22 protein-coding genes are annotated in these 23,617 nt (G+C 57.7%); 16 read left to right on the plus strand and 6 right to left on the minus strand.

Annotated elements, in window-relative coordinates:
* Positions 1 to 148: 148 nt before the first annotated feature.
* Together FJ145_13480 and FJ145_13485 are read left to right on the plus strand one after the other, a co-directional pair.
* Positions 149 to 373 (plus strand): BON domain-containing protein, encoded by a 225-nt coding sequence (locus FJ145_13480; GenBank protein ID MBM4262425.1) that lies wholly within the window; start codon positions 149 to 151, stop codon positions 371 to 373.
* A 21-nt stretch (positions 374 to 394) separates the two neighbouring features.
* On the plus strand, positions 395 to 697 hold the full coding sequence (locus tag FJ145_13485; protein MBM4262426.1) for a BON domain-containing protein: 303 nt from the start codon (positions 395 to 397) through the stop codon (positions 695 to 697).
* Between the two features lie 36 nt (positions 698 to 733).
* Here FJ145_13485 and FJ145_13490 read toward each other — a convergent pair whose 3' ends face one another.
* Positions 734 to 1,717 carry an ABC transporter substrate-binding protein gene (locus FJ145_13490; protein MBM4262427.1) on the minus strand — a complete coding sequence of 328 codons (984 nt, stop codon included), beginning with the start codon at positions 1,715 to 1,717 and terminating at the stop codon, positions 734 to 736.
* Positions 1,711 to 2,106: a hypothetical protein gene (locus FJ145_13495; protein ID MBM4262428.1), complete on the minus strand. Its 396-nt coding sequence runs from the start codon at positions 2,104 to 2,106 to the stop codon at positions 1,711 to 1,713. Before FJ145_13495 ends, FJ145_13490 begins: the two co-directional genes overlap by 7 nt.
* Between FJ145_13495 and FJ145_13500 the strand changes: the two genes are divergently transcribed.
* The 3 genes from FJ145_13500 to FJ145_13510 all read left to right on the plus strand — a co-directional run bounded on the left by FJ145_13500 (position 2,064) and on the right by FJ145_13510 (position 5,193).
* Positions 2,064 to 3,167 carry an MFS transporter gene (locus FJ145_13500; protein ID MBM4262429.1) on the plus strand — a complete coding sequence of 368 codons (1,104 nt, stop codon included), beginning with the start codon at positions 2,064 to 2,066 and terminating at the stop codon, positions 3,165 to 3,167. The genes FJ145_13495 and FJ145_13500 overlap by 43 nt on opposite strands.
* A gap of 150 nt (positions 3,168 to 3,317) precedes the next feature.
* Complete coding sequence (locus FJ145_13505) at positions 3,318 to 4,076, plus strand: NAD-dependent deacetylase (GenBank protein MBM4262430.1); 759 nt, start codon at positions 3,318 to 3,320, stop codon at positions 4,074 to 4,076.
* A 112-nt stretch (positions 4,077 to 4,188) separates the two neighbouring features.
* Entirely contained in the window at positions 4,189 to 5,193 is a 1,005-nt protein-coding gene (locus tag FJ145_13510) for an amidohydrolase (protein MBM4262431.1), read from the plus strand.
* A 419-nt stretch (positions 5,194 to 5,612) separates the two neighbouring features.
* Here FJ145_13510 and FJ145_13515 read toward each other — a convergent pair whose 3' ends face one another.
* A complete protein-coding gene (locus tag FJ145_13515) occupies positions 5,613 to 6,695 on the minus strand; it encodes an amidohydrolase (protein MBM4262432.1) in 1,083 nt (360 codons plus the stop codon).
* Between the two features lie 137 nt (positions 6,696 to 6,832).
* On the minus strand, positions 6,833 to 7,744 hold the full coding sequence (locus FJ145_13520) for a hypothetical protein (protein ID MBM4262433.1): 912 nt from the start codon (positions 7,742 to 7,744) through the stop codon (positions 6,833 to 6,835).
* 52 nt (positions 7,745 to 7,796) lie between these two features.
* Here FJ145_13520 and FJ145_13525 point away from each other — a divergent pair, with 52 nt between their 5' ends.
* The 5 genes from FJ145_13525 (at position 7,797) to FJ145_13545 (ending at position 14,665) form a co-directional block, all read left to right on the plus strand.
* Positions 7,797 to 9,041 carry an RNA polymerase subunit sigma-70 gene (locus tag FJ145_13525; GenBank protein ID MBM4262434.1) on the plus strand — a complete coding sequence of 415 codons (1,245 nt, stop codon included), beginning with the start codon at positions 7,797 to 7,799 and terminating at the stop codon, positions 9,039 to 9,041.
* 17 nt (positions 9,042 to 9,058) lie between these two features.
* Positions 9,059 to 9,250: a four helix bundle protein gene (locus FJ145_13530; GenBank protein MBM4262435.1), complete on the plus strand. Its 192-nt coding sequence runs from the start codon at positions 9,059 to 9,061 to the stop codon at positions 9,248 to 9,250.
* The gene (locus FJ145_13535) at positions 9,223 to 10,668 is read left to right on the plus strand and encodes a UbiD family decarboxylase (GenBank protein MBM4262436.1); all 1,446 of its coding nucleotides are present in this window, start codon (positions 9,223 to 9,225) and stop codon (positions 10,666 to 10,668) included. The genes FJ145_13530 and FJ145_13535 overlap by 28 nt, the downstream gene beginning before the upstream one ends.
* A 52-nt stretch (positions 10,669 to 10,720) precedes the next feature.
* The gene (locus tag FJ145_13540; GenBank protein ID MBM4262437.1) at positions 10,721 to 12,769 is read left to right on the plus strand and encodes a hydantoinase/oxoprolinase family protein; all 2,049 of its coding nucleotides are present in this window, start codon (positions 10,721 to 10,723) and stop codon (positions 12,767 to 12,769) included.
* Positions 12,770 to 12,937: 168 nt separating this feature from the next.
* Positions 12,938 to 14,665 (plus strand): hydantoinase B/oxoprolinase family protein, encoded by a 1,728-nt coding sequence (locus tag FJ145_13545; GenBank protein MBM4262438.1) that lies wholly within the window; start codon positions 12,938 to 12,940, stop codon positions 14,663 to 14,665.
* 58 nt (positions 14,666 to 14,723) lie between these two features.
* On the opposite strand, the gene FJ145_13550 is transcribed toward FJ145_13545, so the two are convergent.
* Positions 14,724 to 15,074, minus strand: coding sequence for a septal ring lytic transglycosylase RlpA family protein (locus FJ145_13550; GenBank protein ID MBM4262439.1), 351 nt, complete (start codon positions 15,072 to 15,074; stop codon positions 14,724 to 14,726).
* A 215-nt stretch (positions 15,075 to 15,289) separates the two neighbouring features.
* Here FJ145_13550 and FJ145_13555 point away from each other — a divergent pair, with 215 nt between their 5' ends.
* The 6 genes from FJ145_13555 to FJ145_13580 all read left to right on the plus strand — a co-directional run bounded on the left by FJ145_13555 (position 15,290) and on the right by FJ145_13580 (position 22,353).
* Positions 15,290 to 16,267 carry a toll/interleukin-1 receptor domain-containing protein gene (locus FJ145_13555; GenBank protein ID MBM4262440.1) on the plus strand — a complete coding sequence of 326 codons (978 nt, stop codon included), beginning with the start codon at positions 15,290 to 15,292 and terminating at the stop codon, positions 16,265 to 16,267.
* 95 nt (positions 16,268 to 16,362) lie between these two features.
* Positions 16,363 to 18,351 (plus strand): DUF4071 domain-containing protein, encoded by a 1,989-nt coding sequence (locus FJ145_13560; protein ID MBM4262441.1) that lies wholly within the window; start codon positions 16,363 to 16,365, stop codon positions 18,349 to 18,351.
* 13 nt (positions 18,352 to 18,364) lie between these two features.
* Complete coding sequence (locus FJ145_13565; protein ID MBM4262442.1) at positions 18,365 to 19,477, plus strand: patatin; 1,113 nt, start codon at positions 18,365 to 18,367, stop codon at positions 19,475 to 19,477.
* 98 nt (positions 19,478 to 19,575) lie between these two features.
* Positions 19,576 to 20,688, plus strand: a complete 1,113-nt coding sequence (locus tag FJ145_13570) for an aminopeptidase P family protein (protein MBM4262443.1) — start codon at positions 19,576 to 19,578, stop codon at positions 20,686 to 20,688.
* A gap of 91 nt (positions 20,689 to 20,779) precedes the next feature.
* Entirely contained in the window at positions 20,780 to 21,937 is a 1,158-nt protein-coding gene (locus FJ145_13575; GenBank protein ID MBM4262444.1) for a mandelate racemase, read from the plus strand.
* Positions 21,938 to 21,969: 32 nt separating this feature from the next.
* Positions 21,970 to 22,353, plus strand: coding sequence for a hypothetical protein (locus FJ145_13580; GenBank protein ID MBM4262445.1), 384 nt, complete (start codon positions 21,970 to 21,972; stop codon positions 22,351 to 22,353).
* 437 nt (positions 22,354 to 22,790) lie between these two features.
* Here the strand turns inward: FJ145_13580 and FJ145_13585 are convergent, their stop codons facing one another.
* Positions 22,791 to 23,546, minus strand: a complete 756-nt coding sequence (locus FJ145_13585; GenBank protein MBM4262446.1) for a hypothetical protein — start codon at positions 23,544 to 23,546, stop codon at positions 22,791 to 22,793.
* Positions 23,547 to 23,617 lie beyond the last annotated feature (71 nt).

Raw genomic sequence — 23,617 nt, forward strand, 5'->3', positions numbered from 1 at the left:
TCGGCGTATCCTTTCCTGCCTGCGCCAACAGGCAGCCTTTCGTTTTTAGATTCGCGAAAGGGTACGCCTACCTATTTCCTATTTCCACACGCTTTGATCATAGCTCAGTGGAGGTCTCGCAGGCTGCCAAGCGCTCACCGGCGATACCTTGGGGCAGAATATCGACGACACCACGATCACAACTCAGGTTAAAGCCAAGCTGGCAGCTGACAAAGGCTCGTCGATCACTCGGGTGCAGGTCGATACCAATCGCGGCGTCGTCGCCTTAACTGGCACCGTTGAAAGCACGGCGGATCGGGCCCGCGCCGAGCAAATTACCCGCAGCGTGAACGGCGTTAAGAATGTTGCTAACAATCTTCAGGTTCAAAAATAGTTAAGCCGGGCAAGGGGGCTAATGTCGCGAGCTTTGCGTGCTGTGGCGTTGGCAGTCTTGTTGGTGCTCGCTGGGTGCCAGGCGATTGAAGATCTCAAGTCCAATCCCAAGTTCGAAGATGCCAAGATATTAGCCACCGTGAAAGCGCAGTTGGCGCGCGAGGACCGCTCGACCATGCAGGAAATCGATGTCAACGTCGATGACGGCATCGTCAAACTGAAAGGCAACATCAGCAGCGCCGACAAGAAGAACAAAGCTGGCGAAATCGCCGCGAAAGTTAGGGGCGTCAAAAGCGTGGTCAACAATATCGAAGTAAAGCCGTGATGAGAGTCGGGGCGGCTGCTCCTGTCGCTCCGACGACTATTTGCCAAGCGAGTCGAGAAAACCGCTCTTTTCTAACTGATCGACGATCGATAGATCGACGAACTGTTCAGGCCGCGGCAGCGGCTTTTTCCCCGGATACTGATTTTCAATCATGAACTGGATCGCTTTGAGCGACGGGCGCGGGGTTTTTTGCAGCGTCGGCGCATAGTCTTGCCAGGTGCCGTCGAGAATGTCTTCGTCGTTCAGTTTGCCATATTTGCCCAAGACTTTTTTGCTGAACTCACGATCGGTCCGGTAGCGGTGCATGCCCCGGCTAAACGCGCGCATGAAGCGCAGCGCCGTGTCACGGTTCTGCGCCAGATAGCTTTTGGTTGTCATCACGGTGCCGTTGATGTCCTCGACGCCCAGGTCGGCGAAATTGATCAGCTCGCGCATGCCCATCTTTTGGGCTTTCGGATAAAGCGGATAACTTAGCGCGGCGACCTGGACAACGCCGTTCGCTAAAGCGGCGAAGGCTTCCGGCTGAGCTCCGAAGGTCAAGATGGCAACATCCTTGTTGGCTTCGAGATGGAAATGTTTGAGCGCGATGCGCATGACTTGATCCGAAGTCGAGCCGAAGGTTGTGATGCCGGCTTTCTTGCCTTTTAAGTCCGCGGCTTGTTTGATCTCGGGCCGGGCGAGCAATCTGAACGGCGATACGCTTCCCGTAGCGCCGATGATGACCACGTCGCTGCCGGCGACGTTGGCGGTGATCGCCGCGATGGCGCCGGCTTGAATGATCGGTGCGCTGCCGCCGAGCATGGCGGCGACCATGCGGCTACTGCCGCCGACGCGGATCAATTCGACGTCCAAACCTTCGTTGAGAAAATAACCGGCTTCTTTGGCGATCCACGCCGTCGCCCACGAGCCGGCGAAGCTCGGATAGAGCAGCCGTAGCTGGGTTGGCGCCGACGCGCCATGGGCTGCGGTGGCGCTGGATACCGCAGTGAGGATTAGCAAGAGCCGAAGCATCTTCAACATAGTTGGCAAGGTCCTCCGTAGTCAGTTTTTAGGCTATTCGCCGCGAGATTGCCAGTCGCACTAGCGTGGGCAGTATCGATGACTGCGCCCAGCCGATTGAGCTCTCGCACCAAGTCCTTACCGAAAGACGTAAGGCCGCTATGCCGCGGCTCGGCGGTTTGAATATCGCCGATCTCGTTGGTGCCGATGGGTTGGATTCTGCCAGGGATTGAATGTAGACATGAGCGATCGCATCGACAACAAACTATGTTAGCCGAGAATAGCGCAAAGTCTGCCGAAAGCCCGGAGCGCAGTTTTGCCGCCCAGGTCGGGCCGGTGTTTTTTCTCACCGGGATATTTCTTTTGAATTTTGTCGCGCGCGTCATCTTCTCGCCCTTGTTACCGACCATCGAGAGGGAACTTACGATCAGCCACGGCCAGGCGGGCTTTTTTTTTTCTGATTTCCGCCGGTTACTTGAGCGGCCTGCTTACTTCGGGATTTCTCTCATCGCGGACGACGCATCGCCGGACAATTTTTATCTCCGGAACGGGACTCGGTTTGGCCTTGTTTGGTTTGGCGCTGGCCCACGATCTTTGGGTTTTTCGCACCGGGCTGTATTTGCTGGGGCTCGCTGCCGGCCTCTACATGCCGTCTGCCATCGCTACGATCACATCGATGGTCGAACAGCGCCACTGGGGCAAGGCGATCGCGGTGCACGAGTTGGCGCCAAACTTGGCGTTCTTCTGCGGCCCGTTTATTGCCGAAGTGTTCTTGCGCCAGTGGAGTTGGCGCGCGGCATTGGGGAGCTTGGGGGCGACGTCAATTGCCATTACGCTCGCTTACTCGCAATGGGGCCGTGGCGGTGAGTCTCCTGGCGAGTCGCCGGCATCCAGCGCCTTTGGCGCCTTGGTGCGCACACCGGCGTTCTGGATCATGTTGATTCTTTTCGGCATGGGCGTCAGCTCCACCGTTGGTGTGTACGCGATGTTACCGCTCTATCTGGTCAGTGAAAGGAATATCGAAGCGACCTGGGCCAATACGCTGACCGCGTTCTCGCGCTCCTACGGCCCGATCCTTGGTGTGCTTGGCGGTTGGGCATCCGACCGCCTTGGGCCGAAGAAGACTATGACGGTCAGTTTGATCGTCACCGGCGTTTTGACCCTATTGCTGGGCGTCGTCGCCGACAATTGGATGGCGGTGTCCGTGGTGATCCAGCCCGCCCTCGCCGTGTGGTTTTTCCCCGCCGGTTTCGCTGCGCTGGCGGTCATCGCGCCGCCCCAGGCGCGCAATCTCGCCGTCGGCTTCACCATTCCATTCGGCTATTTGATAGGCGGCGGCGCCACACCCTGGTTTATCGGCCTCATGGGCGATGCCCACCTGTTCGCGCGCGGATTTGTTGTGACCGGAGTCTTGATCCTTTGCGCGGGGCTACTGGCGCTGTCGTTAAAGTTGCCGAGATACACGAAATGAAATTCGCGGTGCCTCGCGCAAAGGCGCAAAGCGCGCAAAGTCAAAACCCGTGTACGGGCGCGCTTCATCGCGCCCGTCTTACTGTTGCCTCATGCCTGTTGCCTTCGTCCGGTTGTCATAGCTGTTCCGTCTGTTCTATAACTTGCCCTTATGAAGCTCGAAGAATTCGCTCAGAAAATGCGCCAATGCTCCGACGTCGTAGTCTTCACCGGCGCTGGCATCAGCACCGAATCGGGCATTCCCGATTTCCGCAGCCCCGGCGGCATTTGGACGCGCTACCGGCCGGTGACGTTTCAAGAATATATGAGCAGCGAAGAGAAGCGCATCGAGGCCTGGAAGCGCCGCCTCGACGGCTGGGAGCAATACAAAAATGCCAAGCCCAACGTCGGCCACTATTTCGTCAACACGCTCAACGTCAAAGAAAAGCTGATCGGTTTGATCACACAGAACGTCGACGGCCTGCACAGCATGGCTGGGTTGCCGGACGAAAAAATTGTCGAGTTGCACGGCTCAAACCGAAAGATTCTTTGCATGAATTGCAGCAAAGAGTTCGAACCGGAGCCGATCGTTAACCGATTGCTTGGCGCGAGCGATTTTCAGTCGCCCAAGTGCGACACCTGCGGCGGCATTCTAAAGTCGGCGACTGTCTCTTTCGGGCAGGCGATGCCCGAGCAAGCGATGCAGACGGCGCACGAGTGGACCGAGCACGCTGAGGTATTCATTGTCATGGGCTCGTCGCTACAGGTGCAGCCAGCGGCATCGTTCCCGGTGATCGCCAAACGAAACGGCGCGGTTTTAGCGATTATCAACCGCGAAACCGGGCCGCTCGATGATATGGCCGATTTCGTCCACAACGGCGCCATTGGAGAATTTTGCGGCCGCTTCGGCGAAATGATCGCTGACGGATAAAAAGATTATCTCGCGCAGGGACGCAGGGAGCGCAGAGTTCGATTTTTCTATTCTTTTCTCTGCGTCCTTTGCGTGCTCTGCGCGAGGCACATCCGAATTTTGCGGAGGTTGCATGGCGGATTGGAAAATGATCGACGCGGACGGTCACATTCGTGAAGTCGAAAACGACGTCTTCGAGTACTTGCCCGACTGCTACAAAGCCCGGCGCGAGGCGGTGATGTATTTCCCGCTGCTGCCGCATCACGGCTGGCATCGGCAGGCCGGGCGCGAGGGGATTGGCCGGTCGTTTCTTATTCCCACGCTGCAAGACTGGCAGCAGGCGTTGGATATCGGCAAGCTCGAAGCGGCGGTGATTTATCCGACGCGCTTCATGCATATTGGGCAGGTCGGCATGACAGATTTTGCCGTCGACCTCTGCCGAGCCTACAACGACTATCTTTACGATCGCTTTTTGCGGCACGAGCGGCGTATGAAGGGCATGGCCCTCGTGCCGCTGCAGGATGTGGCCGCGGCGGTGAACGAGTTGCGCCGAGTGGTCAAAGATTTGGGTATGGTCGGGGCTATATTGCCAGCGGATGGTTTGCCACGGCCGCTCGGCCATCCAGAGTTTCATCCGGTTTATGAAGAAGCGGCGCGGCTAGGGTGCATGCTCGCCGTGCACGCGCAGAATTCGCTGCGCAACAACGATCTCTTCATGACGCGTGCCGAGGCGGCGACGTTGGCCCATGTCTGGCCGCAGATGCGTCAATTCACCAATTTGGTTTTTTCCGGTGTGCTTGGTCGCTTGCCCGATTTGAAGATCGCCTTTCTCGAAGCTGGCTGCGGCTGGGTGCCGTATTTGATGAGCAAGATGGGCAACCGTTTAGGTGAATTGGTGCCGGCGGCCAAATTAATCGAGCGCGGCCAGATCTATTTTCAATGCGGCGAAGAGATGACCACCAGCCGCGACTTGGATTTGCTCGGCGATGAATGCCTGTTCTGGGCCTCGGACTTTCCCCACGAGGGCATCGTCAGCATGGGCAAAGCGGTTAAAGAGTTTCTTGACCGCGAGGATATTCCCGATGCGTCGAAGCGAAAAATTAGCTACGACAATCCGAAACGGTTGTACGTGTTATAGAGATGTGTTGGGTTACGCTCCGCTAACCCGACCTACGAGTTCGGAGCGATCATGATGCTGGATGTGAAGTTTCCGACCACCGCCGAGAGTTTGTCGAGCACCGCTCTGGGTGTCAGTCCACCGGCCAACTCTCCGGTTGAGAAAGTTGAGCTAGCGGCGCGATTTTCAGTTCGAAGTTGGCGCCCCGGCCGCCTTTGCTTTCTTATCCGCAACGTATTTCTTCATAGCCGCCCGTTTCCTTTGCCGCGCCTTCTTGTGTAGATTTCTCCGTGCATCCTGTTTCATGATGGTGTTCCTCATGCGCCGCGGTGGCGGCGGGTTGCGGAGTAAATTTTTTCGCGGTCACGGCTCGGCAGTCAAGCCAGAGAAATTTCCCGGCCCGCCCTGAGCGAGCCGGGGAAGAGCTAATTTTGACGAGTTTACTGGACCGGAGTCGGAATCGGGATGTTGTAAACCTTGGCGACGTTTTCGCGGACAAGCTTCGCGCGCGTTTTGTCAGGGAGTGTGCCGAGGTCGCGGGCGACGATGTCACGGGAATTTGGCCATGTTGAGTTGCCGTGCGGGAAGTCGCTTGACCACATACAGTTGTCTTCGCCCCACCAATTGAGCATGTGCCCGCCGACCGCATCGTTGAAGAACGTCGTGTAGATCTGGTTGTGGAAGTATTCGCTCGGCGCTTTCTTGATTTTCAAGCCCTGGCGATTGCTGCCGTGCCGTTTGAAGTAGTAATCCCACTGCTCCAACACAAATGGAATCCAGCCGAGCTCGTTTTCGACCAGGACGATCTTTAGTTTGGGAAAGCGCTCGAGCACACCAGAATAGATTAGGTCATAAAGACTATCGACCGATTGGAACAGCTTCATGTTGACGCTGTTGTGTTCCGCGGTCATGCCTGTGGGGGTGTCGCCCTGGCCAAAGGTGCGGCTGCGGCTGTAGCCGTGGCCGCTCAAGATATGCAGGTTGACCGACATGTCGAGATCTTGCGACTTGGCCCAGAACTTGTCGTAGTGCGGCGACGAGAACGGCAGCTCCGCTGGCGGCACCTGCCAGATCACCGAGCCCTTCATGCCGGCCTTGCGGCAGCGCTCGAGCTCTTTGCAGGCTTCGTCACTGTCGTACATCGACAACATGGCGATGCCGATCATGCGGTCAGGCGCGGCGCTGCAGTAATCGATCAGCCAATCGTTGTAGACTCGGCAACAGGCGGCTTCCAACGCGTGGTCGTCGAGGCTCAGGCATTTCAGGCCGTGGGTCGGGTAGAGCACTTCGCCGCTTACGCCGTCGGCCGCCATCTCGGCGACCCGCTTGTTTTTCTCCTGGGCGCCGCCGGGAACGTCGTTAGGACGCTGGCCGCCGTAGTTGGGGGCGCGGTCTTGAAACGCCTTGGGCAATTCCTTCTGCCACAAGCCGGCCGGCTCGATAACGTGCGAGTCGGAGGAGATCAGAACTTCTTTGACAGTGAAATCATTCGGTTTCCCGTAGGTTCGGTCGAGAAATGGCATAGGCAGCTCCTTTATCTTTGAAATAAGATTGTCTTTCCTCTGGAATAGCTCAGACGCGGGGCAGGGCGCAAGGGGGGCAGGGTAATGGAAGATGGAGAATGGATAATTGAAATTGGGGCTTGCCTGGCACCCGCTGCCTATGCTGCGTTTCGTCGGCGCACAATCCTGATCGCTAGGTAGATAAACAGTGCGAGTAGGAGCGCAAGGGCCAGCCAGATGGTGCGATACGGCCGTGAAGCGACCGGTGCTGCCGGCTCTTCCCAGCGCGGCGCCAACGCCAAGTCGTTTTGGAAGCGCGCGGTTTTGAAATCATAAATGTAAACGCTTTGCCAGTCGAAGCACCTAAGCGGCGTTGCAAAGTTGATGTCGTCGCGACGGGTCGCCGCCGGAACATCGCCGGCCCGGTAAATACAAGTCTTAAATTCCAACGCCGTGTTCTTCACGCCGCTCGCGCGGACGAAGGCGCCGCTCGGGTAATCGGTCATGTAGACAACCGGCCGGTTCGGTTTTTGTTTGCCGTAATAGCGCTGGGTCTTATTGTCGTAGGAGCCAGGTCGGTTCCAGCGCGCAAGATAGATCCGGCCGTGTTCAGGATCGCTATTGTAAGCTGGGTCGGTGTCCTGCGAGTCGATGATCCAGTTGCGAAAACAGTAGGGCACGCTCTCACCGAAACTCAGCACCGTGTTGTTGATACTGCGCTTGATCACCCCGGGAGCGGCCTCCGATGTGTAGAAAACGCAGCCTCGCTTGAATTGCACGATGGCGTATTTTTCCAGCGCAGCCACGGTGTCGGTCTCGTATTCCATGATGACGCCGTTGCCGTAGGTGGGGTGCAGCGGATCGTCGCTGAACCAGATTTCGTTAACCGAAGTCGTCAGCGTAAAGCGTTTCAGGTCGCAGGTGTCGCTGGTCTGGCAATTGGGATTGAGAAACTCTTGCTTGGTCTGCGCGTGCGTGTGCACGTGGCCCTGGCCGGTGAAGTGCGCCTGGGCATTTCCGCCAAGGGCGGCGCCAAGCAACAATACCAAAAAAATGTGGAAAGTTTTCATTGAAAGTCGAACGACAGCCTAGCCGAAATCGATTCACAAACCTAGCCAAAAGATGAAATTCCGAATATGGTGCGCTGAAAAGTCACTCGTTCATTGGAGGTGCGCCATGTCTGAACTGTTGGCTACGGCTGAAAGCGCCGCCGGCAATGCGCCGCGCGGCTCATCCAATATTCGTCATCTCTCGCGCATGGAACTCGAAGGCGGCGGCCAGATCGTGCTCGATAAGGGCTACGCCTACGTTGGCCACCAGCACCGGCCCAACGGGACTACGATCCTAGATATCTCCGACCCGCGCAAGCCCAAGGTGGTCAGCACGCTCAAACCCAACCACGAGTTTTCCCACTCGCACAAGGCGCGTATCGTCGGTGACCTGATGTTCGTCAATTCCGAGTTCGAGCGCGGCCATGGGGCCAAGCTGCAAGGCTACGACGATGGCGGCTTTCGCATCTACGACGTCAAGGATCGGGCCAATCCCAAGCTGGTCAATTTCGTGAAAACCCACGGCAAGGGCGTGCATCGCTTCGACGTCGACGAGAACTACGCCTATATTTCGACGGAAATGGAAGGCTTCGTCGGCAACATTCTGGTGATCTACGATGTACGCAATCCGTCCAACGTGAAAGAAGTCTCACGCTGGTGGATGGATGGGCAGAATGTTGCAGCCGGGGAAACACCCCATCCCAAACACGCCGAGCATCGCCTCCATCACGGCATGCGCGCGGGCAGCGAAATCTACGCCGGCTGCTGGATGTCGGGCGTGTCGATCGTCGATGTCAGCGACATCAACAAACCGCGCACACTGTCGCACTACGAGTATGACCCGGCGTGCCCGGAGCCGACCCATACGTTTCTCAAAGTGCCGCACCCAATCGGCGGCAAACGGATCGCTGTGTCGACGGAAGAAGAGCGCTCCAACCGCGGCGCCGACAAAGGCAAACCCCACGCGCCGTTTCGCACCTGGGACGTGAGCGATGCGACCAAGCCGAAATTGCTGAGCTCCTGTTTTTTGCCCGAGTCATCGACGCCCTATCCCGCCGACAAAGTCCGCTGCGGCACGCATCAGCTTCGCGAAAAAGTCGACGAAGACAATCTAGTCTATGTCACCTGGTTTGCTGGCGGCCTGCGCGTGATGGATATCAGCGACCCGGCGAACCCGAAGGAGCGGGGATATTTCATTCCGAAGCCGGGCGATCGATTGGAAGCGCCGGAGACCAACGATGTGGCGAAGGATCATCGCGGGTTGTTGTGGGTGACGGATAAACAGAGGGGGTTGGATGTGATCGAGTACAAGAATTGAAAGTGGAAAATGGAAAATTGAAAACGACCGAAAATGCGGTTCGAGATAAGTCTTTTGCTTTTGCATTGCGTATCGTGAAGATGGCGAAGTTTCTCGAGACGCAGAAAAAAGAATTTGTATTGTCAAGGCAAGTGTTGCGGAGCGGAACATTGTCCATTATCAATTATCCTATTTCCCAGCCATGGCAAAATCGCTCAGAACATTTTTAGATGATTTTCGCCGCGCTTATCCCAGCGACGTCGTTTCCATCTCAAAAACGGTCAATCCGCTCGCCTACGACATCACCGCGATCGTCAAAAAACTCGGAGCGCTAAAGAAATTTCCCGTGTTGATGTTCGAAAAGCCATTGAATGCCCACGGTAAGCCGACCGACATGAAGGTCGTCATGAGCGCGGAAAATTCGCAGAAAAAGATTCAGGTGGCGCTCGGTTTGCCGGCGGAGATGGACCGCGCCGAGATGGCGCGCGAGTGTTTGCGCCGGGAGGCGGCGAGGGTTGGGCCGGTGATGGTCAGCAAAGACGCCGCGCCGCTGAAGGAGATCGTTCGCATTGGCGAGGCGGTCGATCTCTACGAGCTGCCGCTGCTCAAACATCACGAGATGGACGGCGGTCCCTATCTCGATATGTCCAGCGTTGCGAAGGATCGAGCCAGTGGCGTTTACAATTGCTCCTATCACCGCATGGAGGTGAAGGACCGTAACCACACCGGGTTTTTGATGACGCTGCAGCATATGTGGCGCATCTTTCGCGGCTACGAAGAAGCCGGCGAAGAGTGTCCGGTGGCAACGGTGATCGGCCATCATCCGGCCTATCAAATGGGCGCCTGCTACGGCGGGCCGTTCGAGATCAGCGAGTATGACATCATCGGCGGCTATCTCGGCGAGCCGCTGCGCCTCGTACCGTCAGAGACGTGGGGCGAGCGCCTGCTCGTGCCGGCGGATGCCGAGATCGTCATCGAAGGCGCGCTTCTCCCAGGCAAGCGCATGGTCGAGGGGCCTTTTGGCGAAGTCAATGGCTATCTCGGCGTGCAGGGCTTTCAACAGTCGGCACACTATGAAGTGCGCGCAATCACGCGCCGCCAGGGCGCGCTGCATACGTCGATTCTTACGCCCGAGGGGGACAAGCCGTGGATGGATCTCGCGCGCGAGGGCGCGTACCTGCGCCGCGCCCGCGAAGCTGTGCCTGGCGTTGTCGCGGTCTGTACTAGCGGGCGCCACGCGCTGCTCAATGTTTTCATTTCAATGAAAAAAATGTCCGAAGGCGACCCAGGCCGCGCCGCGGCAGCGGTGTTGACTTGGGATTGGGCGAAAAACGTTTTTGTCTTCGACGAAGATATCAACGTCTACGATCCGACTGAAATTCTTTGGGCCATCGCCACCCGGGTGCAGCCGCACTTACAGGTGTCGATTATCAAAGAAATCATGCGCGGCAGCTTGATCGATCCGTCGATGGTCAGCCCGCGCAAAACTTCCGCGATGATCGTCGACGCGACCAAACCCCTCGACCGGCCGTTCTCACCGGTCTCCAAATGCCCCGACGAAGCGCTGGCGCGCATTCGGCTTGAAGATTTCGTGCCAGGCGAAGTCTTGCAGCATATTCCCGTCGATCGGACGACGTATTGGGCGTGATCTTTCCGTTGTAAATTCAAGGTTGTGGTATTTATTGGGCTGAGGTTATCGCATGAGTTATAGAGTCGGCATCGATATTGGCGGCACGTTCACAGATTTTGTTGTGCTCGATGAAGCGGGCGGGGCGGTTTTTAGTTCTAAAGTCTTGAGCACGCCGGCGGATTTGGCCGAGGGCGTCATGAATGCGCTCGATGAATTCTTTGGTAAGGGCAAGCGGCCCGAGGATGTCTCGTTTTTGTTTCATGCGACTACAGTGGCGACTAATGCGTTGTTGGAGCGCAAGGGTGCGAAGACCTGGCTGTGTATCACGGAAGGTTTCACCGGCGTGTATGAAACGCCGGAGCTGGGCGAGACGCGCAGTGCGACCTATGATTATTTGACCTATCCCAAGCCGCCGATGCTGGTGCGGCAGCGCGAGACGATTCAGATTCCCGAGCGGGTCGATTTTCAAGGGAACGTTTTGCGCGCGCTGGATGAAGAGGAGACACGCAGGCGGCTGGCGCGCTTGCAAGGCACGGGCGTCGATTCGGTCGCGGTGAGCTTGATCTTTTCGTTCATGAATTCGGCGCACGAACAGCGCTTGCGCGAGTTGATTCACGAGGTCGTGCCGGATGCGCAGGTCTACCTTTCCAGCGAGACGCTCCCACAAATTCGCGAGTACCCGCGACTGACCACGACGGTGGTCAACGCTTACGTCGCGCCGGTGGTCAATCGCTACATTCATCGCCTCGAAGAGGCGCTCGAATCGCGGCGCATCACCAAGCCGCTCTACATCATGCAGTCCAACGGAGGTAGCCTCACCGGCGGCGCGCTGCGCAATATTCCGGTGCGCATGATCGAGTCCGGCCCAGCGGCGGGCGTGCTCGGTGCGGCGCATATTGGGCGCATGACCCAGCAGCTGAAAATCATTTCTTTCGACATGGGTGGGACGACGGCGAAGGCCGGCATCGTTGAAGATGGCGAGCCGCGTATTGTGCCGCGCTTTCAAGCTGGCGAGTGGTTGATCTCGACGCCGTCCATCGATCTGGTCGAAATCGGCGCCGGTGGCGGCAGCATCGCGTGGATCGATAGGGGCGGCCTCGTGAAAGTCGGGCCGCAGAGTGCCGGCGCGGTGCCCGGGCCGGCCTGCTATCCCAACGGCGGTGAGTTGCCGACGGTGACTGACGCGGATGTCGCGCTCGGTTGGTTAAACCCAGAGTTCTTCGTGGGCGGCAAATTTCACCTGAATCCGCAAGCCGCGCAAAACGCCATCGCCAAGCACATCGCTCAGCCGCTGAAGCTCGAACCGATCGAGGCGGCCAACGGGATTATTAAAATCGTCAGCTCGGGCATGGTCGAAGCGCTGCGGCTGGTCACTGTGTCGCGCGGCGAGGATCCGCGCGAATATCTGATGGTCGCCTTCGGCGGTGCCGGCCCGGTGCACGCGGCGCTGCTGGCGCAGGAATTGAAAATACCGCGTGTGCTCGTGCCCGCTTCGCCCGGCGTGCACTCTGCCATGGGCTTGTTAGTTTCCGACCTGAAACGCGACTACGTACAGACACATTTCGCCTTGCTGGAAAACGTCGACGTCACCGAGGTGGCGCGCCGCTTTGAGTCGATGGAGGCAACCGCGCAGCAGGAGTTCGAGTCCCAGGGTATAGCTCGAGAACAGATTGTCCACGAGCGCGCCATCGATTTGCGTTACAGCATTCAAAAATACGAGCTGCCAGTGCCTGTAGCGCGAGGCAACTTGAACGGTGAGATGAAATTGCAATGGCGCCGATTGTTCGATGAGACCCATGAGAAACATTTCGGCTCGCGGGCGGAAGATCAAAAAGTCGAATTGGTCAACTATCGGTTGACCACCAAAGTGATCGTGCCCAAACCGGTAGTCAATGAAGCGGCGCTGACACATGAGATTAGACAAGATGCCATCAAAGTGCGGCGCCAGGCTTACTTCGACGGCTGGCACGACACGCCGATCTACTATCGCGAGAAGCTGTTACCGGGCAATCGGGTAGCCGGGCCGGCGATCATTGAGCAGATGGATTCGACGACGGTGGTGCATCCGGGCATGAGCGCGGAGATCGATCGGTTTGGCAATATTATTATTGGAATCTGACGTTGAGACCCTACGATTCCGTCACCCCGGCGAAGGCCGGGGTCCATCTTGAAATCTGGATACCGGCCTGCGCCGGTATGACAAACCCGTAGGGTTTCTCTTATGTCTTGAGTTTGTTTGGCCGCGTAGGGTGTGCCGTGCGCACCATTTGCCAGGCAAGGAGAATAAATGGCAGCAAAGCTTGATCCCATCACTCTTGAACTGATCCAGTCCAAAGTTTCAAGCATCATCGAAGAGATGCGTATCGTTCTGTTTCATAGCGGCTATTCTACAGTTCTGCGCGAGTCGGAGGACGGCAGCGCTGGGCTGCTCGATGCCAGCCTGCGCACCGTGGCGGTATCGAAAAAATTGCCGCTCCATTTCGGCTCATTTGCCGCCATCGGCGATCACCTGAGCGACTATTACAAAACTGAAGATCTGGAAGAAGGTGACGTGCTGGTTTTCAACAATCCCTACACCGGCAACGTCACCCATCCCAACGACACGATGGTCTTCATCCCGGTCTTTGCCCAGGGCCAGTTGGTGGCGTTCACTGCGACCTTGGCCCACAAGGCCGACCTCGGTGGGCCGCGGACCGCCCATGTGCCACAAGACATGTGGGAAGAGGGATTAATGATCCCGCCGACGAAACTTTATGTGCGCGGCAAGGTCAACGTTGAAGTTGAGCGGCTGATTGCCGCCAATAGTCGTATTCCTGTGGAGACTTTGGGGGACTTGCGTGGCCAGGTCGCGGCGTGCCGCGTCGGTGCGGAGCGGATGCAGGAGCTGTGCGCGCGTTTTGGCGCTGAGACGGTGCGCGACGGCTGTAATGAGTTGATGACGCGGGTGGCGCGCCAGCTACGGGACGCGTTACGTGAAATTCCGGATGGCACTCAGGAAGCGGAAGGCTTGCTCGATCATGACGGCATCGGCTTTGACCGGCCGCGGCGCGTTCACGTAGTCGTCCAAAAGAAGGGCGATCAGATTCTCTTCGATTTCTCCGGTAGCGACGATCAGGCGCGTGGACCGGTGAATGTGACTAGCGCCCTGATCAAAAATACTTGCTACTTTGGTTTGATGGCGATGACCGACGCGAGTCTGCCGTTCAATCACGGATTCGTGGACGTCGTGCAGACGAAATTTAAGCCCGGCACCATCGTTAGCCCACGCCACGGCGGCCCGGTGTCCTATTACGTCCCGCTGGCCTATCTGACTGCAGATGTCGTCTTGCACGCGCTCGGAAAATTCAATCCCGCGCGCGCCGTCGGTTCTTCCGGCGGCGGTGGCGGCGTGCGCATCGCCAGCTCCGGCGGCAAGGGCGGCAAGCCCTGGGTGTTCATGGAGCTGCTGGATACCGCGCTAGGCGCCAGCAGCAAGCAGGACGGCGTATCGTTGATTCACGGCACCCTCGGTGTCGGCCAATTTCGCCCGGGCCCCATCGAAATTCATGAAACCGAATTCCCGATGCGCGTCTTGCGCTTCGAAGTGCGCACTGACTCGGGCGGACCGGGCAAGTTTCGCGGCGGCTGCGGCTGCACGCGCGAGTATCAGTTATTGCAAGATGCCGCCGTGCGCGTGCGCGGCAAAGGCGACATGCGCAGTAAATTTCCGCCCTGGGGCGTGCTTGGCGGCAAAGCCGCGCGCACCGGGTTCTACGCAGTCAACGGCAATGAGCTCGACGAGACCGTGCGCGAAGCGGCGCTCAAGCCCGGCGATAGTGTCTGCGTCAATATGAACGCCGGCGGTGGCTACGGCAATCCGCTTGAGCGCGATCCCGAATTGGTTTTGGGTGACGTGTTAGATGGCTACGTCTCGATCGATGGGGCGCGGCAAGATTATGGCGTGGTTATCGATGCCAAGACCGGCACGGTGGATTTGCCACGGACCGCGGAACTACGTCGACGGGCGTTGCTGTGAAATGAAACTGGCGCGCCCGCTATAAAACCGGGCGCGCCATTCGGAGTGTGACGCAGGGCTACTTCACAACTTCTAACCTTACTTCGGCTAACCCCTCGCGCAGCAGGCGCAGCTGCGCCGCGGCCGCGCGCGAGAGATCGATGACCCGGCCGGCCTGGGTGGGACCGCGATCGTTGATGCGCACGATCACCGAACGATTGTTCTTGACGTGAGTAACTTTCACTCGCGTGCCGAACGGCAGAGTTTGATGTGCGGCAGTCATGGCCCCAGGGTTGTAGCGCTGGCCGCTGGCGGTGCGCCGTCCATTCAAACCATTGTGATAGTAAGCTGCTAGCCCGGACATGGCATCGCCGCTGCCGGCAGGAGCGGCGGCTGGAGCCGCCGGCGCTGCGGCTTTTTGTTGTCCCATAACCGGGTTGCTTATCAACGTTGCGCCGAGCCACAGCGCGCTTGACGCCGCGGCGATGCCGTAGAAAAATCTTTTTTGCATGAACTCCTCCACTGGTGTTGTTCTGACGCACGGTTAGTAACCCAAACGCGGCCTTGGTTCAAGTAAAAAGTTGCGCTGGCGAGGGTAAGGAAAAACCAGCTATACTTGCCCGTTGAAACCACCGGGTCCCATCGATGTCGGCAATCTTCATCAGCTATCGCCGCGACGACAGCGCGCCCTATGCCGGGCGTCTTTACGATCGTCTATGCGCCCGCTTCGGCGCCGATCGTGTTTTCATGGACGTTGACGGCATCCCGCCGGGCGTCGATTTTGTCGCGCACATCGGCGCCAAGGTCGCATCCTGTGACACCATGATCGCGGTCATCGGCAAAAAGTGGTTGGAGGCGCGGGACGGTAACGGGCAGCGGCGCTTGGACGATCCGCATGATTTCGTCGTGCTCGAAGTCGCGCAAGGATTGCAGCGCGGCATTCCCGTAATCCCCGTGCTAGTCGGCGGCGCGAGTATGCCCAGGGCAGCCGATCTTCCAGACCCGCTGCGTGGCTTGGCCCAGCGCGAAGCGGTGAGTTTGCGCGACGATGAGTTCCATCGCGACGCCAACACGTTGATTACCGTGTTGGCCAAGCTTCCAGGACTGCAACGGCGCTCGACGGACAAGATAGACCCTCGGCAAGAACGGCTGCAGCGTCATACAAAGGCGCTTATCTGGAAGGCGCCGTTGGTCTTTGCGCTCGTCGCCTTTGCCATCTGGTGGCAAGGGCGCCGGGAATCGCAGCGGCCCGCACCGATTACGACCCACGCCGCGATAGCGCAGCCGTTGACCGGCGCGTGGGGTGCCGAAGTGACTTATCACTGGAACGCCAAACATAAAGAGGCGTTTTTCTTTCAACCGGAGGGCAATCGACTCTACGGCACGGCGAGCTTTCTCGGCCTCAAACGCGGCATCGATGACGGCAAGATTGAGGGCGGTGAGATTTTCTTCAGCGTGCGGTTTCAGGAGGATTCCGCGTCGGGGACGCGCGAGCGCAAAAACTACTATGGCGGCAAAATCGCCGGCAACGAGATTCGTTTCCGGCTGCAGGACGATCGCGGCAGTCCACCCCTGGAGTTTATCGCCACTCGTGTGGGTGAAGCGGGCCAGACTTTGCGCTAGGGTGGCTCCTAGCAGGAAGCAATGGAACGATCGCAATACATGGCGGCTGACACCCGTTAGTTCGTTAACGCTATGCTGCAGGAGCAATAGTTACCATGGCCTATCACGCTTTTGTTGCGATGCCGTTCGGTATCAAGGAGCGGTTCGACGCCAATGGCGCCAAAGAGCAGATCGACTTCAACAAAGTCTACAGCGATCTGATCAGGCCGGCTTTGGAAAGCGCGGGTTTTACGGTGTTTCGCGCCGACGAAGAACGGAGCGCCGGCAATATTCGCACCGATATGTTTCAGGAATTGCTGCTGGCCGACCTGGTCGTCGCCGACTTGTCGATCGACAATCCCAATGTTTGGTACGAGCTGGGCGTGCGCCACGCCTTGCGCCGCCGCGGTGTGATTCAGATTACCTGCCGCAGCGGGCCGACACCGTTTGACGTCTATACCGATCGGTCGTTGCGTTATCACATCAAGGCTGGCGCGGATAATCGCTTGGCGCCGGATCCGGATTTCGTCGAGATTGATAGAAAAGAAATCCGTGAATTTGCCGCGCAGACGATCAACTCCTGGTACGGCCGCAAGGTCAGTCCCGTGTATCATTTATTGCGCTATCTGCAGGAACCCGACTGGAAATCTTTGCGGGTCGAGGAAGCCCGCCAATTCTGGGAAGACTATGATCGCTATACGACCCGGATCGAAGTCGCGCGCAAGCGCCAGAAGCCCGGCGATATTCTAGTCTATGCCGAGGAAGCGCCGACGCGCGTCTTTCGCGTTGAGACCTTTCAGGTTGCCGGCAGAGCCTTGCTGTCTTTAGGCCAGTTTCGTTTTGCCTTGGCGCAGTATGAAAACGCCCTCACTATCAAGCCCAATGATCTGGAGAGCCGGCGGCAGAAGGGGTTGTTGCTGGGCCGTCTGAAAAAGCATGATGAAGCCAAGGAATGGGTCGAAACCGTACTGCGCGATTTTCCCGACGATGCCGAGAGTTGGGCGCTTTTGGGGCGAGTGGAGAAGGAAAACTGGGTCGACTTGTGGCGCAAAGACGGCAAGAGCTCTGAGCAAATGCGCAAAGACGCGGGCGATGACGAAGCCTTGCTGCGTGAAGCGGTGAACGCCTACGCGACCGGCTATCGCAAAGATCCCAGCCATTTTTATTCCGGTATCAACGCGATCACGTTGCTCCACCTCCAAGCGCACCTAACCGGCAAACAAGAGCGTCTGGATGTGCGCAAAGAAATGGAAGGCGGCGTGCGTTGGGCGGTGCGCGGCGCCCTGGAGAAAGACCCCAAAGACTACTGGGCACGAGTTACCTTGGCTGAGTTGGAAGTCCTAGAGAGCGATAGCCCAATCGTTCAAAGTGCCTATCGCAGCGCCGTTGCGGTGGCGGAAAAAGACTGGTTCAAGTTGGTCTCTTCGCGCGATCAGTTGCACTTGCTGCAGGACCTCGGTTTTCGCGCGGAGGCGGTAAAAACCGGTTTGAAGACTTTGGAGCGCGCGTTGAGCCGCATCACGGCGCCGGAGAAGGCCTGGGCACCGCGCCAAGTATTTCTTTTTAGTGGACACATGGTCGATGCCCCGGATCGTCCGCAGCCGCGCTTCCCGCCCGGCCAAGAAGCCGTCGCCGCGCAGGCAATTGCCGCGAAGCTGGCTGAGCTCGGCGCCGGTCCGGACGACATCGCGATTTGCGGCGGCGCTTGCGGCGGCGATCTGCTTTTCGCCGAAGCCTGCGTCGCGCGCGGGCTGCGTGTCGAGCTGCGCCTGGCTTATGATGAACCGACGTTCATCAAGCATTCGGTGGCATTTGCCGGCGACGCCTGGGTGGAGCGTTTTTACAAAGTGAAAGCACAGCCGAAAACCGCTGTCTTGATTATGGCCGATGAGCTTGGAGCTGTGCCCAAGGATGTTAACCACTACTCGCGCACCAATCTCTGGCAGCTCTATAGCGCACTCGCCTGGGGGCCGGAGAAAGTTCGCTTTGTCTGCCTGTGGAATCGCAAGGGCGGCGACGGTCCGGGCGGCACCGAGCATATGCACGACACGGTGCAGAGCTACTCGGGGCGGGTCCACGTGCTCGATACGACGAAGCTTTGGTAGTCGAGGAATCGATATGAGTCTTGCAGACAGAATCGCAGCCAAAGGTCCAAAGAAAATACTCGCCCTCGACGGCGGCGGTATTCGCGGCATCCTAACGGTCGAGATTCTAGCTGAAATCGAACGGTTGCTGCGCCAGAGGGCGGGCGGGCAAGCCGACTTCGTGCTTGCCGATTATTTTGATTTCTTTGCCGGCACGAGCACCGGCGCGATTATCGCGGCCTGTCTTTCTTGGGGCATGACGGTGGGCAAAGTGCGCCAGTTTTATCTCGACAACGGCAAGGAGATGTTCGACAAGGCATCGCTCCTGCGGCGCCATCGTTACAAGTTTGAAGACGAAAAACTGTCCAATCGCCTGAGAGAAGAATTCGGCGCCGACACAACTCTCGGTACGGATAAGCTGCGCAGTTTGCTTATGTGCGTGATGCGCAATGCCAGCACGGATTCGCCGTGGCCGGTCTCCAACAACCCGCATGCGAAATACAACAATCGCAGTCGACAGGATTGCAACTTGAACCTGCCACTCTGGCAACTGATTCGCGCGAGTACCGCGGCGCCGACCTATTTTCCGCCAGAGGTAGTGCAGATCGGTGACAAGGAGTTTATCTTCGTCGACGGCGGCATCACCATGTACAACAATCCAGCGTTTCAGGCGTTCCTCATGGCAACCGTCGAGCCTTACAACATAGATTGGCCCACCGGCGCAGACAAAACGTTGATCGTTTCAGTCGGCACTGGCACCAGCCCGGACGCGAACAAGGATCTGAAGCCCGAAGAAATGAATCTACTTTACAACGCCGGCTCCATACCGTCGGCTCTGATGTCTGCAGCGTTGAACGAACAAGACTTTCTCTGTCGCGTGTTCGGCAACTGCTTGGCGGGTGGTCCGCTGGACCGCGAAATCGGTGACATGATCGGCAAGCGCGGACCGGTCAAAGACAAACTGTTTACCTATATGCGTTTCAACGCGGAATTGACGCGCAGCGGGCTCGATACACTTGGGCTAAATGACATTGAACCGAAAAACGTCCAGCAATTGGATTCCATTGAATTTATTCCAGACTTGCAGCGCGTGGGCCAAGCCGTCGCAGCACAAAAAGTAAAAGCGGAGCATTTCAGTGGATTCTAAACTTTGCTTTCTGCTTCATAACTCTGCCGTGGCGCGCTCAAGGCCAGTGGAGTTCTTGACCCGATAGTTAGCGCTCTATATCCTCACTCCCAGCGAATATGGACCAGGAAATTATTTCCCGCTTGAAGAAGCGCATCAGCGCTGAAGGGCTCGACGCCATCGTCGCGCTCTCTCCGGAAAACGTCGCCTACGTCTCTGGCTTCGTGGTGCCGTCGCAGTCGCTGATGCGCTGGCGCCATGCCGCAGTGATCGTTACTGCCAATGGCAAAATCTCCATGGTGGCCATCGACATGGAAGCGACGACGGTGCGCGCGCATGCGGGTATCGACGATTTGCGCATCTACCGGGAGTTTTCCGACGATCCGATGGACAAGCTGTCGGAGGCTCTCCAGGATCTAAAACTCGACTGTGCCAAAGTGGCTGTCGAGATGGAGTTTCTGCCAGCCAAGGATTTTGCCACTCTGCAAAAGAATTTGCCCAACGTGAATTGGATGGCGGCTGACGCGATTTTTAACAAAGCGCGTCAGATCAAGACTCCCGGCGAGCTGGCGCTCCTGCGCTCGCTCAGCAAGTTGACCGACAATGCGATAGGGACGGCATTGCGCTCGGCCAAGGTCGGCATGAGCGAGCTGGAGCTTGCTGGGACATTGTTGAAAACCTTGTTTGCCGGCGGGGCTGAGAGCTATAAGCTCATGATCATCGCCTCCGGCGAGCGCAGCGAGTTTCCCAATGTCGGGCCCACCGACCGCAGGCTTAAGCACGGCGACATCATTCGCATGGAGATCTTCGGGCAGAAGTTTGGTTATTTGACCGGCATTTGCCGCACCGCGGTGGTCGGCGATGCGACGCCGGAGCAATATAAGATTTGGTCAAACCTGATCGAATGCAAATATCTGGTCATGGACTTGATCAAACCGGGCGCGAGCTGCCCGGAGATTTACCGAAAGTTTTTAGAGAAATTCAGCCAGCTCGGCTTCGAGCCGATCAGTTTCGTCGCCCATGGCATTGGGCTGTATTTACACGAAGAGCCCTACATGGGGCGCTACGGCAACGAAATTGTCGAAGCGGGGATGGTCGGTGCCTTTGAGCCGTTGGTCTATATTCCTGGCCGCTTCGGCATGCAGAACAAAGACATGTTCGCGGTTTCAGAGAAGGGCTGTGAATTGCTGTCGGATGTGACGCCGACGGATACGTTGTTGAGAGTGGGGTAGTTCGGATTTATCTCGCGCAGAGGGCGCAAAGAAAGAGGCGTGCTCGGAGCGGGGAAAGCATTGTAAGAATTAGAGACTGTTTTCAGGCCACATGAAGATTACCAAAATCGAAACGATTCCCATTCGCTTGCCAACCCGACGGGTGCACCAGTGGGCCAGTTTGACGACACCGATTGGTGTCTACGTCATCGTCAAAGTTCACACCGATCAGGGGTTGGTCGGCCTGGGCGAAGCGCCGGTGCTGAAAGACTGGGGCGGCGACAACGGCAAGTATTTCGGCGAGACGCCGAAGACCACCGCGCACATCATCAACGATATTCTCGCGCCGGCTTTGAAAGACCAGGACCCGGCGCGTTTTGAGGCGATCCACGGGCTGATGGACAAAGCCGTGAAAGGTTACCCGTATTGCAAGGCGGCCATCGATGGCGCGTTGTACGACGTTGTTGGCAAGGCGCTGGGCGTGCCGGCCTATCAACTGCTCGGTGGTCTGTTTCGCGACCGGGTGCCGATTGCGCATAGCCTGGGTCTGATGGAGATCGAGAAGGCAGTTGACGAAGCCAAGCAGGCTATCGCCGAAGGTGTAAAGACCATCAAGCTTAAAGGCGGAGTTGAAGCCAAGCGCGATGTTGAACTAGTGAAGCAGGTTCGCAAGGCCATCGGTCCAGATCTGAACATTTGTGTGGACGCGAACCAGGGCTATCCGACGCCGAAGGCGGCGGTGAAGATCACCAAGGCGATGGAAGAGTTTAATCTGCTTTATATGGAACAGCCGGTGGAAGGCATTGACCGCATGGCGGAAGTGGCGGCACGCGTCGACACGCCGATCATGGCCGACGAAAGCGCCTGGACGGCGGAGGATGTACTGGAGATCATCAAGAAGAAAGCGGCCGACGTAATTTCGATCTATACGACCAAGCCAGGCGGTATGTTCAAAGGGAAAAAAGTCGCCGCGGTGGCGGAAGCTGCCGGTTTGAAGTGTAACGTCAACGGCTCGGTGGAAACCGGCGTCGGCAACGCCGCCAATATTCATCTCGCCGCTTCGACCGGAGTCGTTACGTATGGCTGCGTGGTGCCGGTGTCGTCGCCCAAAGAAAAAGCCAAGCAGGGTATCGCCGGGATTTACTATCAAGACGATATCATCAGCGAGCCGTTTGCTTTCGACAATGGTGACGTGATCGTCTCATCGAAGCCCGGGTTAGGGATTGAGCTCGACGAAGGCAAGCTGAAACATTATCGGATCGATTTGTAAGCGTGAATCCAAGTGCGCCGCCGGAATTATCGTTGGAGCAGATCGCGGTTGAGCCGCGTGAAATCGCTGGCGAGTGGCGTGTGACTTTTCGTGTGGTTAATCGTGGGGCAGGACGACTAGAAATCGACGCCGCGCGCCTGCCGCATGGGCAGTTCAAGTCGGAAAATATTCGCTTCGCCCGACCGCTGCTGCTCGATGCTCAAGCCGATGCTAACTTCACAGCAGAAGTTCACTGTAAAGAACCGCCGGGGTTGGTGACGGAGAATGCCTTCGTGCTTCTGTACGTTCGGTACCTGGGTGAAAGCTGGCGCATTTTCGTTCGTGTTCGGGTCGTGGTGGATAAAAATGGTTTGCCGGATAGCGCGGTGGAGTCCATCACCGTGCAACAAGTCGGATTTTCCGGAGTGGCGACATGAGCAAAGAAGACGATCTCTACATTCTCAAACGCATGCGCGGCTGACACAGCAATTGAGGCCTGGGCTTCGAAGAGACCACGGGCATGGTCTCCAACGCTGTTAGAAAGTCACAAGACGAAGTCGTCGCGGCGTTAAAGCGCCTGCGCGCCAATCACAGCGACGACGCGGAATACAAGGGATTGCGAAGAGATTTGCCGAAGGAATGGCCGATCTGAGGTGAGTTTCGTGTTCCGAGTTTCGGGTTTCGGGTTGCCGGAACGCGAAGCCTGAGACTTTGAACCAAAAACTCAGACCTCTTCCCCCGCCTCGGGGGAAGATTGAAATGGGGGCTCGTTGCAGAGCGCGTGTCTGCCCTCTCTCTAACTCTCCCCCGAAACGGGGGCGAGAATCGGATTGCCTTTATCGCTTCGCTCTTGGCTTTCTCCTCTGGCTCCCTGCTACGAACGCAGCCGCACTTGAGGTTGACGTAGATTCAGGTTGGCGACCCCGCCCCAAAACTCCCGCTTGCCAGTCATCGCCTGCACGTGGCCGTCCCATTCGAGGGTGAACGCAGTCAATCCCAGTTTGACCGCGGCGCGGATTTTGTTCTGTGTCACCTCGTCGGTGGCAAGTTGGCGAATCGCGGCGATTTGCCGGCTGCCGTGGCCTTCGTCCTGGGCGGCGTGCAACTGGTACGTCGCCGCGGCGCGTGGGGAAAATTTGTAGAACTCGGTCAGCTCGCGATACACTTTTTCGGAAATCTTTCCCGCACCGCCCAGTTGGCTTTCGACAAAGGCGAGCATGGCGACGCCTTCCAAAGCTGAGCGTCGCTGGCAGCAGCCGATGATCATTTCGATCGCCGCCAGCGTGCCTGGCGCCGGCTCGGCATTGTCCGCTGCTTCGCGCGTGATGCCGCCTTCTTCGAGAAACTGCAGCATGATGTCGACATGCGTGCGCTTGCCGCCGAGCTCTTCCATGAAATTTTCCAGCACGGTTTCCATGACAGCGTATTCTTTGGCGGATACGGCGTTGATCGCCATGTAACCAAAGAAAATCGGGTTGGTGCGCACGCGCAGGTAGTGCTGCACCTCGCCAAGAATAATCTGCTCCTTGCGCCAGCGATGCTTGATGATGCCGTCGAACCAGGGGTGCTGCTCCATCGGCACTTCGGCGGCGTAGGACCAGAGTTCTTCGATGAATCGATCTTGGGTCATGGCGTGCCTCCCTTGGTGCCAGCTTAGTCGTTTCGCGAAAAAACAAAAAGGCCGAGCGAACGGAGTTCGCT

It is taken from the genome of Deltaproteobacteria bacterium (assembly GCA_016874755.1).
Taxonomy (GTDB): Bacteria; Desulfobacterota; Binatia; order UBA9968; family UBA9968; genus DP-20.

Bases quoted from the DNA above. Each gene is read 5' to 3' on its own strand.
- FJ145_13540 (MBM4262437.1), top strand. From the start codon at position 10,721: ATGAGTTATAGAGTCGGCATCGATATTGGCGGCACGTTCACAGATTTT.
- FJ145_13485 (MBM4262426.1), top strand. From the start codon at position 395: ATGTCGCGAGCTTTGCGTGCTGTGGCGTTGGCAGTCTTGTTGGTGCTC.
- FJ145_13560 (MBM4262441.1), top strand. From the start codon at position 16,363: ATGGCCTATCACGCTTTTGTTGCGATGCCGTTCGGTATCAAGGAGCGG.
- FJ145_13565 (MBM4262442.1), top strand. From the start codon at position 18,365: ATGAGTCTTGCAGACAGAATCGCAGCCAAAGGTCCAAAGAAAATACTC.
- FJ145_13545 (MBM4262438.1), top strand. From the start codon at position 12,938: ATGGCAGCAAAGCTTGATCCCATCACTCTTGAACTGATCCAGTCCAAA.
- FJ145_13505 (MBM4262430.1), top strand. From the start codon at position 3,318: ATGAAGCTCGAAGAATTCGCTCAGAAAATGCGCCAATGCTCCGACGTC.
- FJ145_13525 (MBM4262434.1), top strand. From the start codon at position 7,797: ATGAAATTCCGAATATGGTGCGCTGAAAAGTCACTCGTTCATTGGAGG.
- FJ145_13550 (MBM4262439.1), bottom strand. From the start codon at position 15,074: ATGGGACAACAAAAAGCCGCAGCGCCGGCGGCTCCAGCCGCCGCTCCT.
- FJ145_13570 (MBM4262443.1), top strand. From the start codon at position 19,576: ATGGACCAGGAAATTATTTCCCGCTTGAAGAAGCGCATCAGCGCTGAA.
- FJ145_13515 (MBM4262432.1), bottom strand. From the start codon at position 6,695: ATGCCATTTCTCGACCGAACCTACGGGAAACCGAATGATTTCACTGTC.
- FJ145_13585 (MBM4262446.1), bottom strand. From the start codon at position 23,546: ATGACCCAAGATCGATTCATCGAAGAACTCTGGTCCTACGCCGCCGAA.
- FJ145_13495 (MBM4262428.1), bottom strand. From the start codon at position 2,106: ATGGTCGGTAACAAGGGCGAGAAGATGACGCGCGCGACAAAATTCAAA.
- FJ145_13490 (MBM4262427.1), bottom strand. From the start codon at position 1,717: ATGTTGAAGATGCTTCGGCTCTTGCTAATCCTCACTGCGGTATCCAGC.
- FJ145_13520 (MBM4262433.1), bottom strand. From the start codon at position 7,744: ATGAAAACTTTCCACATTTTTTTGGTATTGTTGCTTGGCGCCGCCCTT.
- FJ145_13575 (MBM4262444.1), top strand. From the start codon at position 20,780: ATGAAGATTACCAAAATCGAAACGATTCCCATTCGCTTGCCAACCCGA.
- FJ145_13510 (MBM4262431.1), top strand. From the start codon at position 4,189: ATGGCGGATTGGAAAATGATCGACGCGGACGGTCACATTCGTGAAGTC.
- FJ145_13555 (MBM4262440.1), top strand. From the start codon at position 15,290: ATGTCGGCAATCTTCATCAGCTATCGCCGCGACGACAGCGCGCCCTAT.
- FJ145_13535 (MBM4262436.1), top strand. From the start codon at position 9,223: ATGGCAAAATCGCTCAGAACATTTTTAGATGATTTTCGCCGCGCTTAT.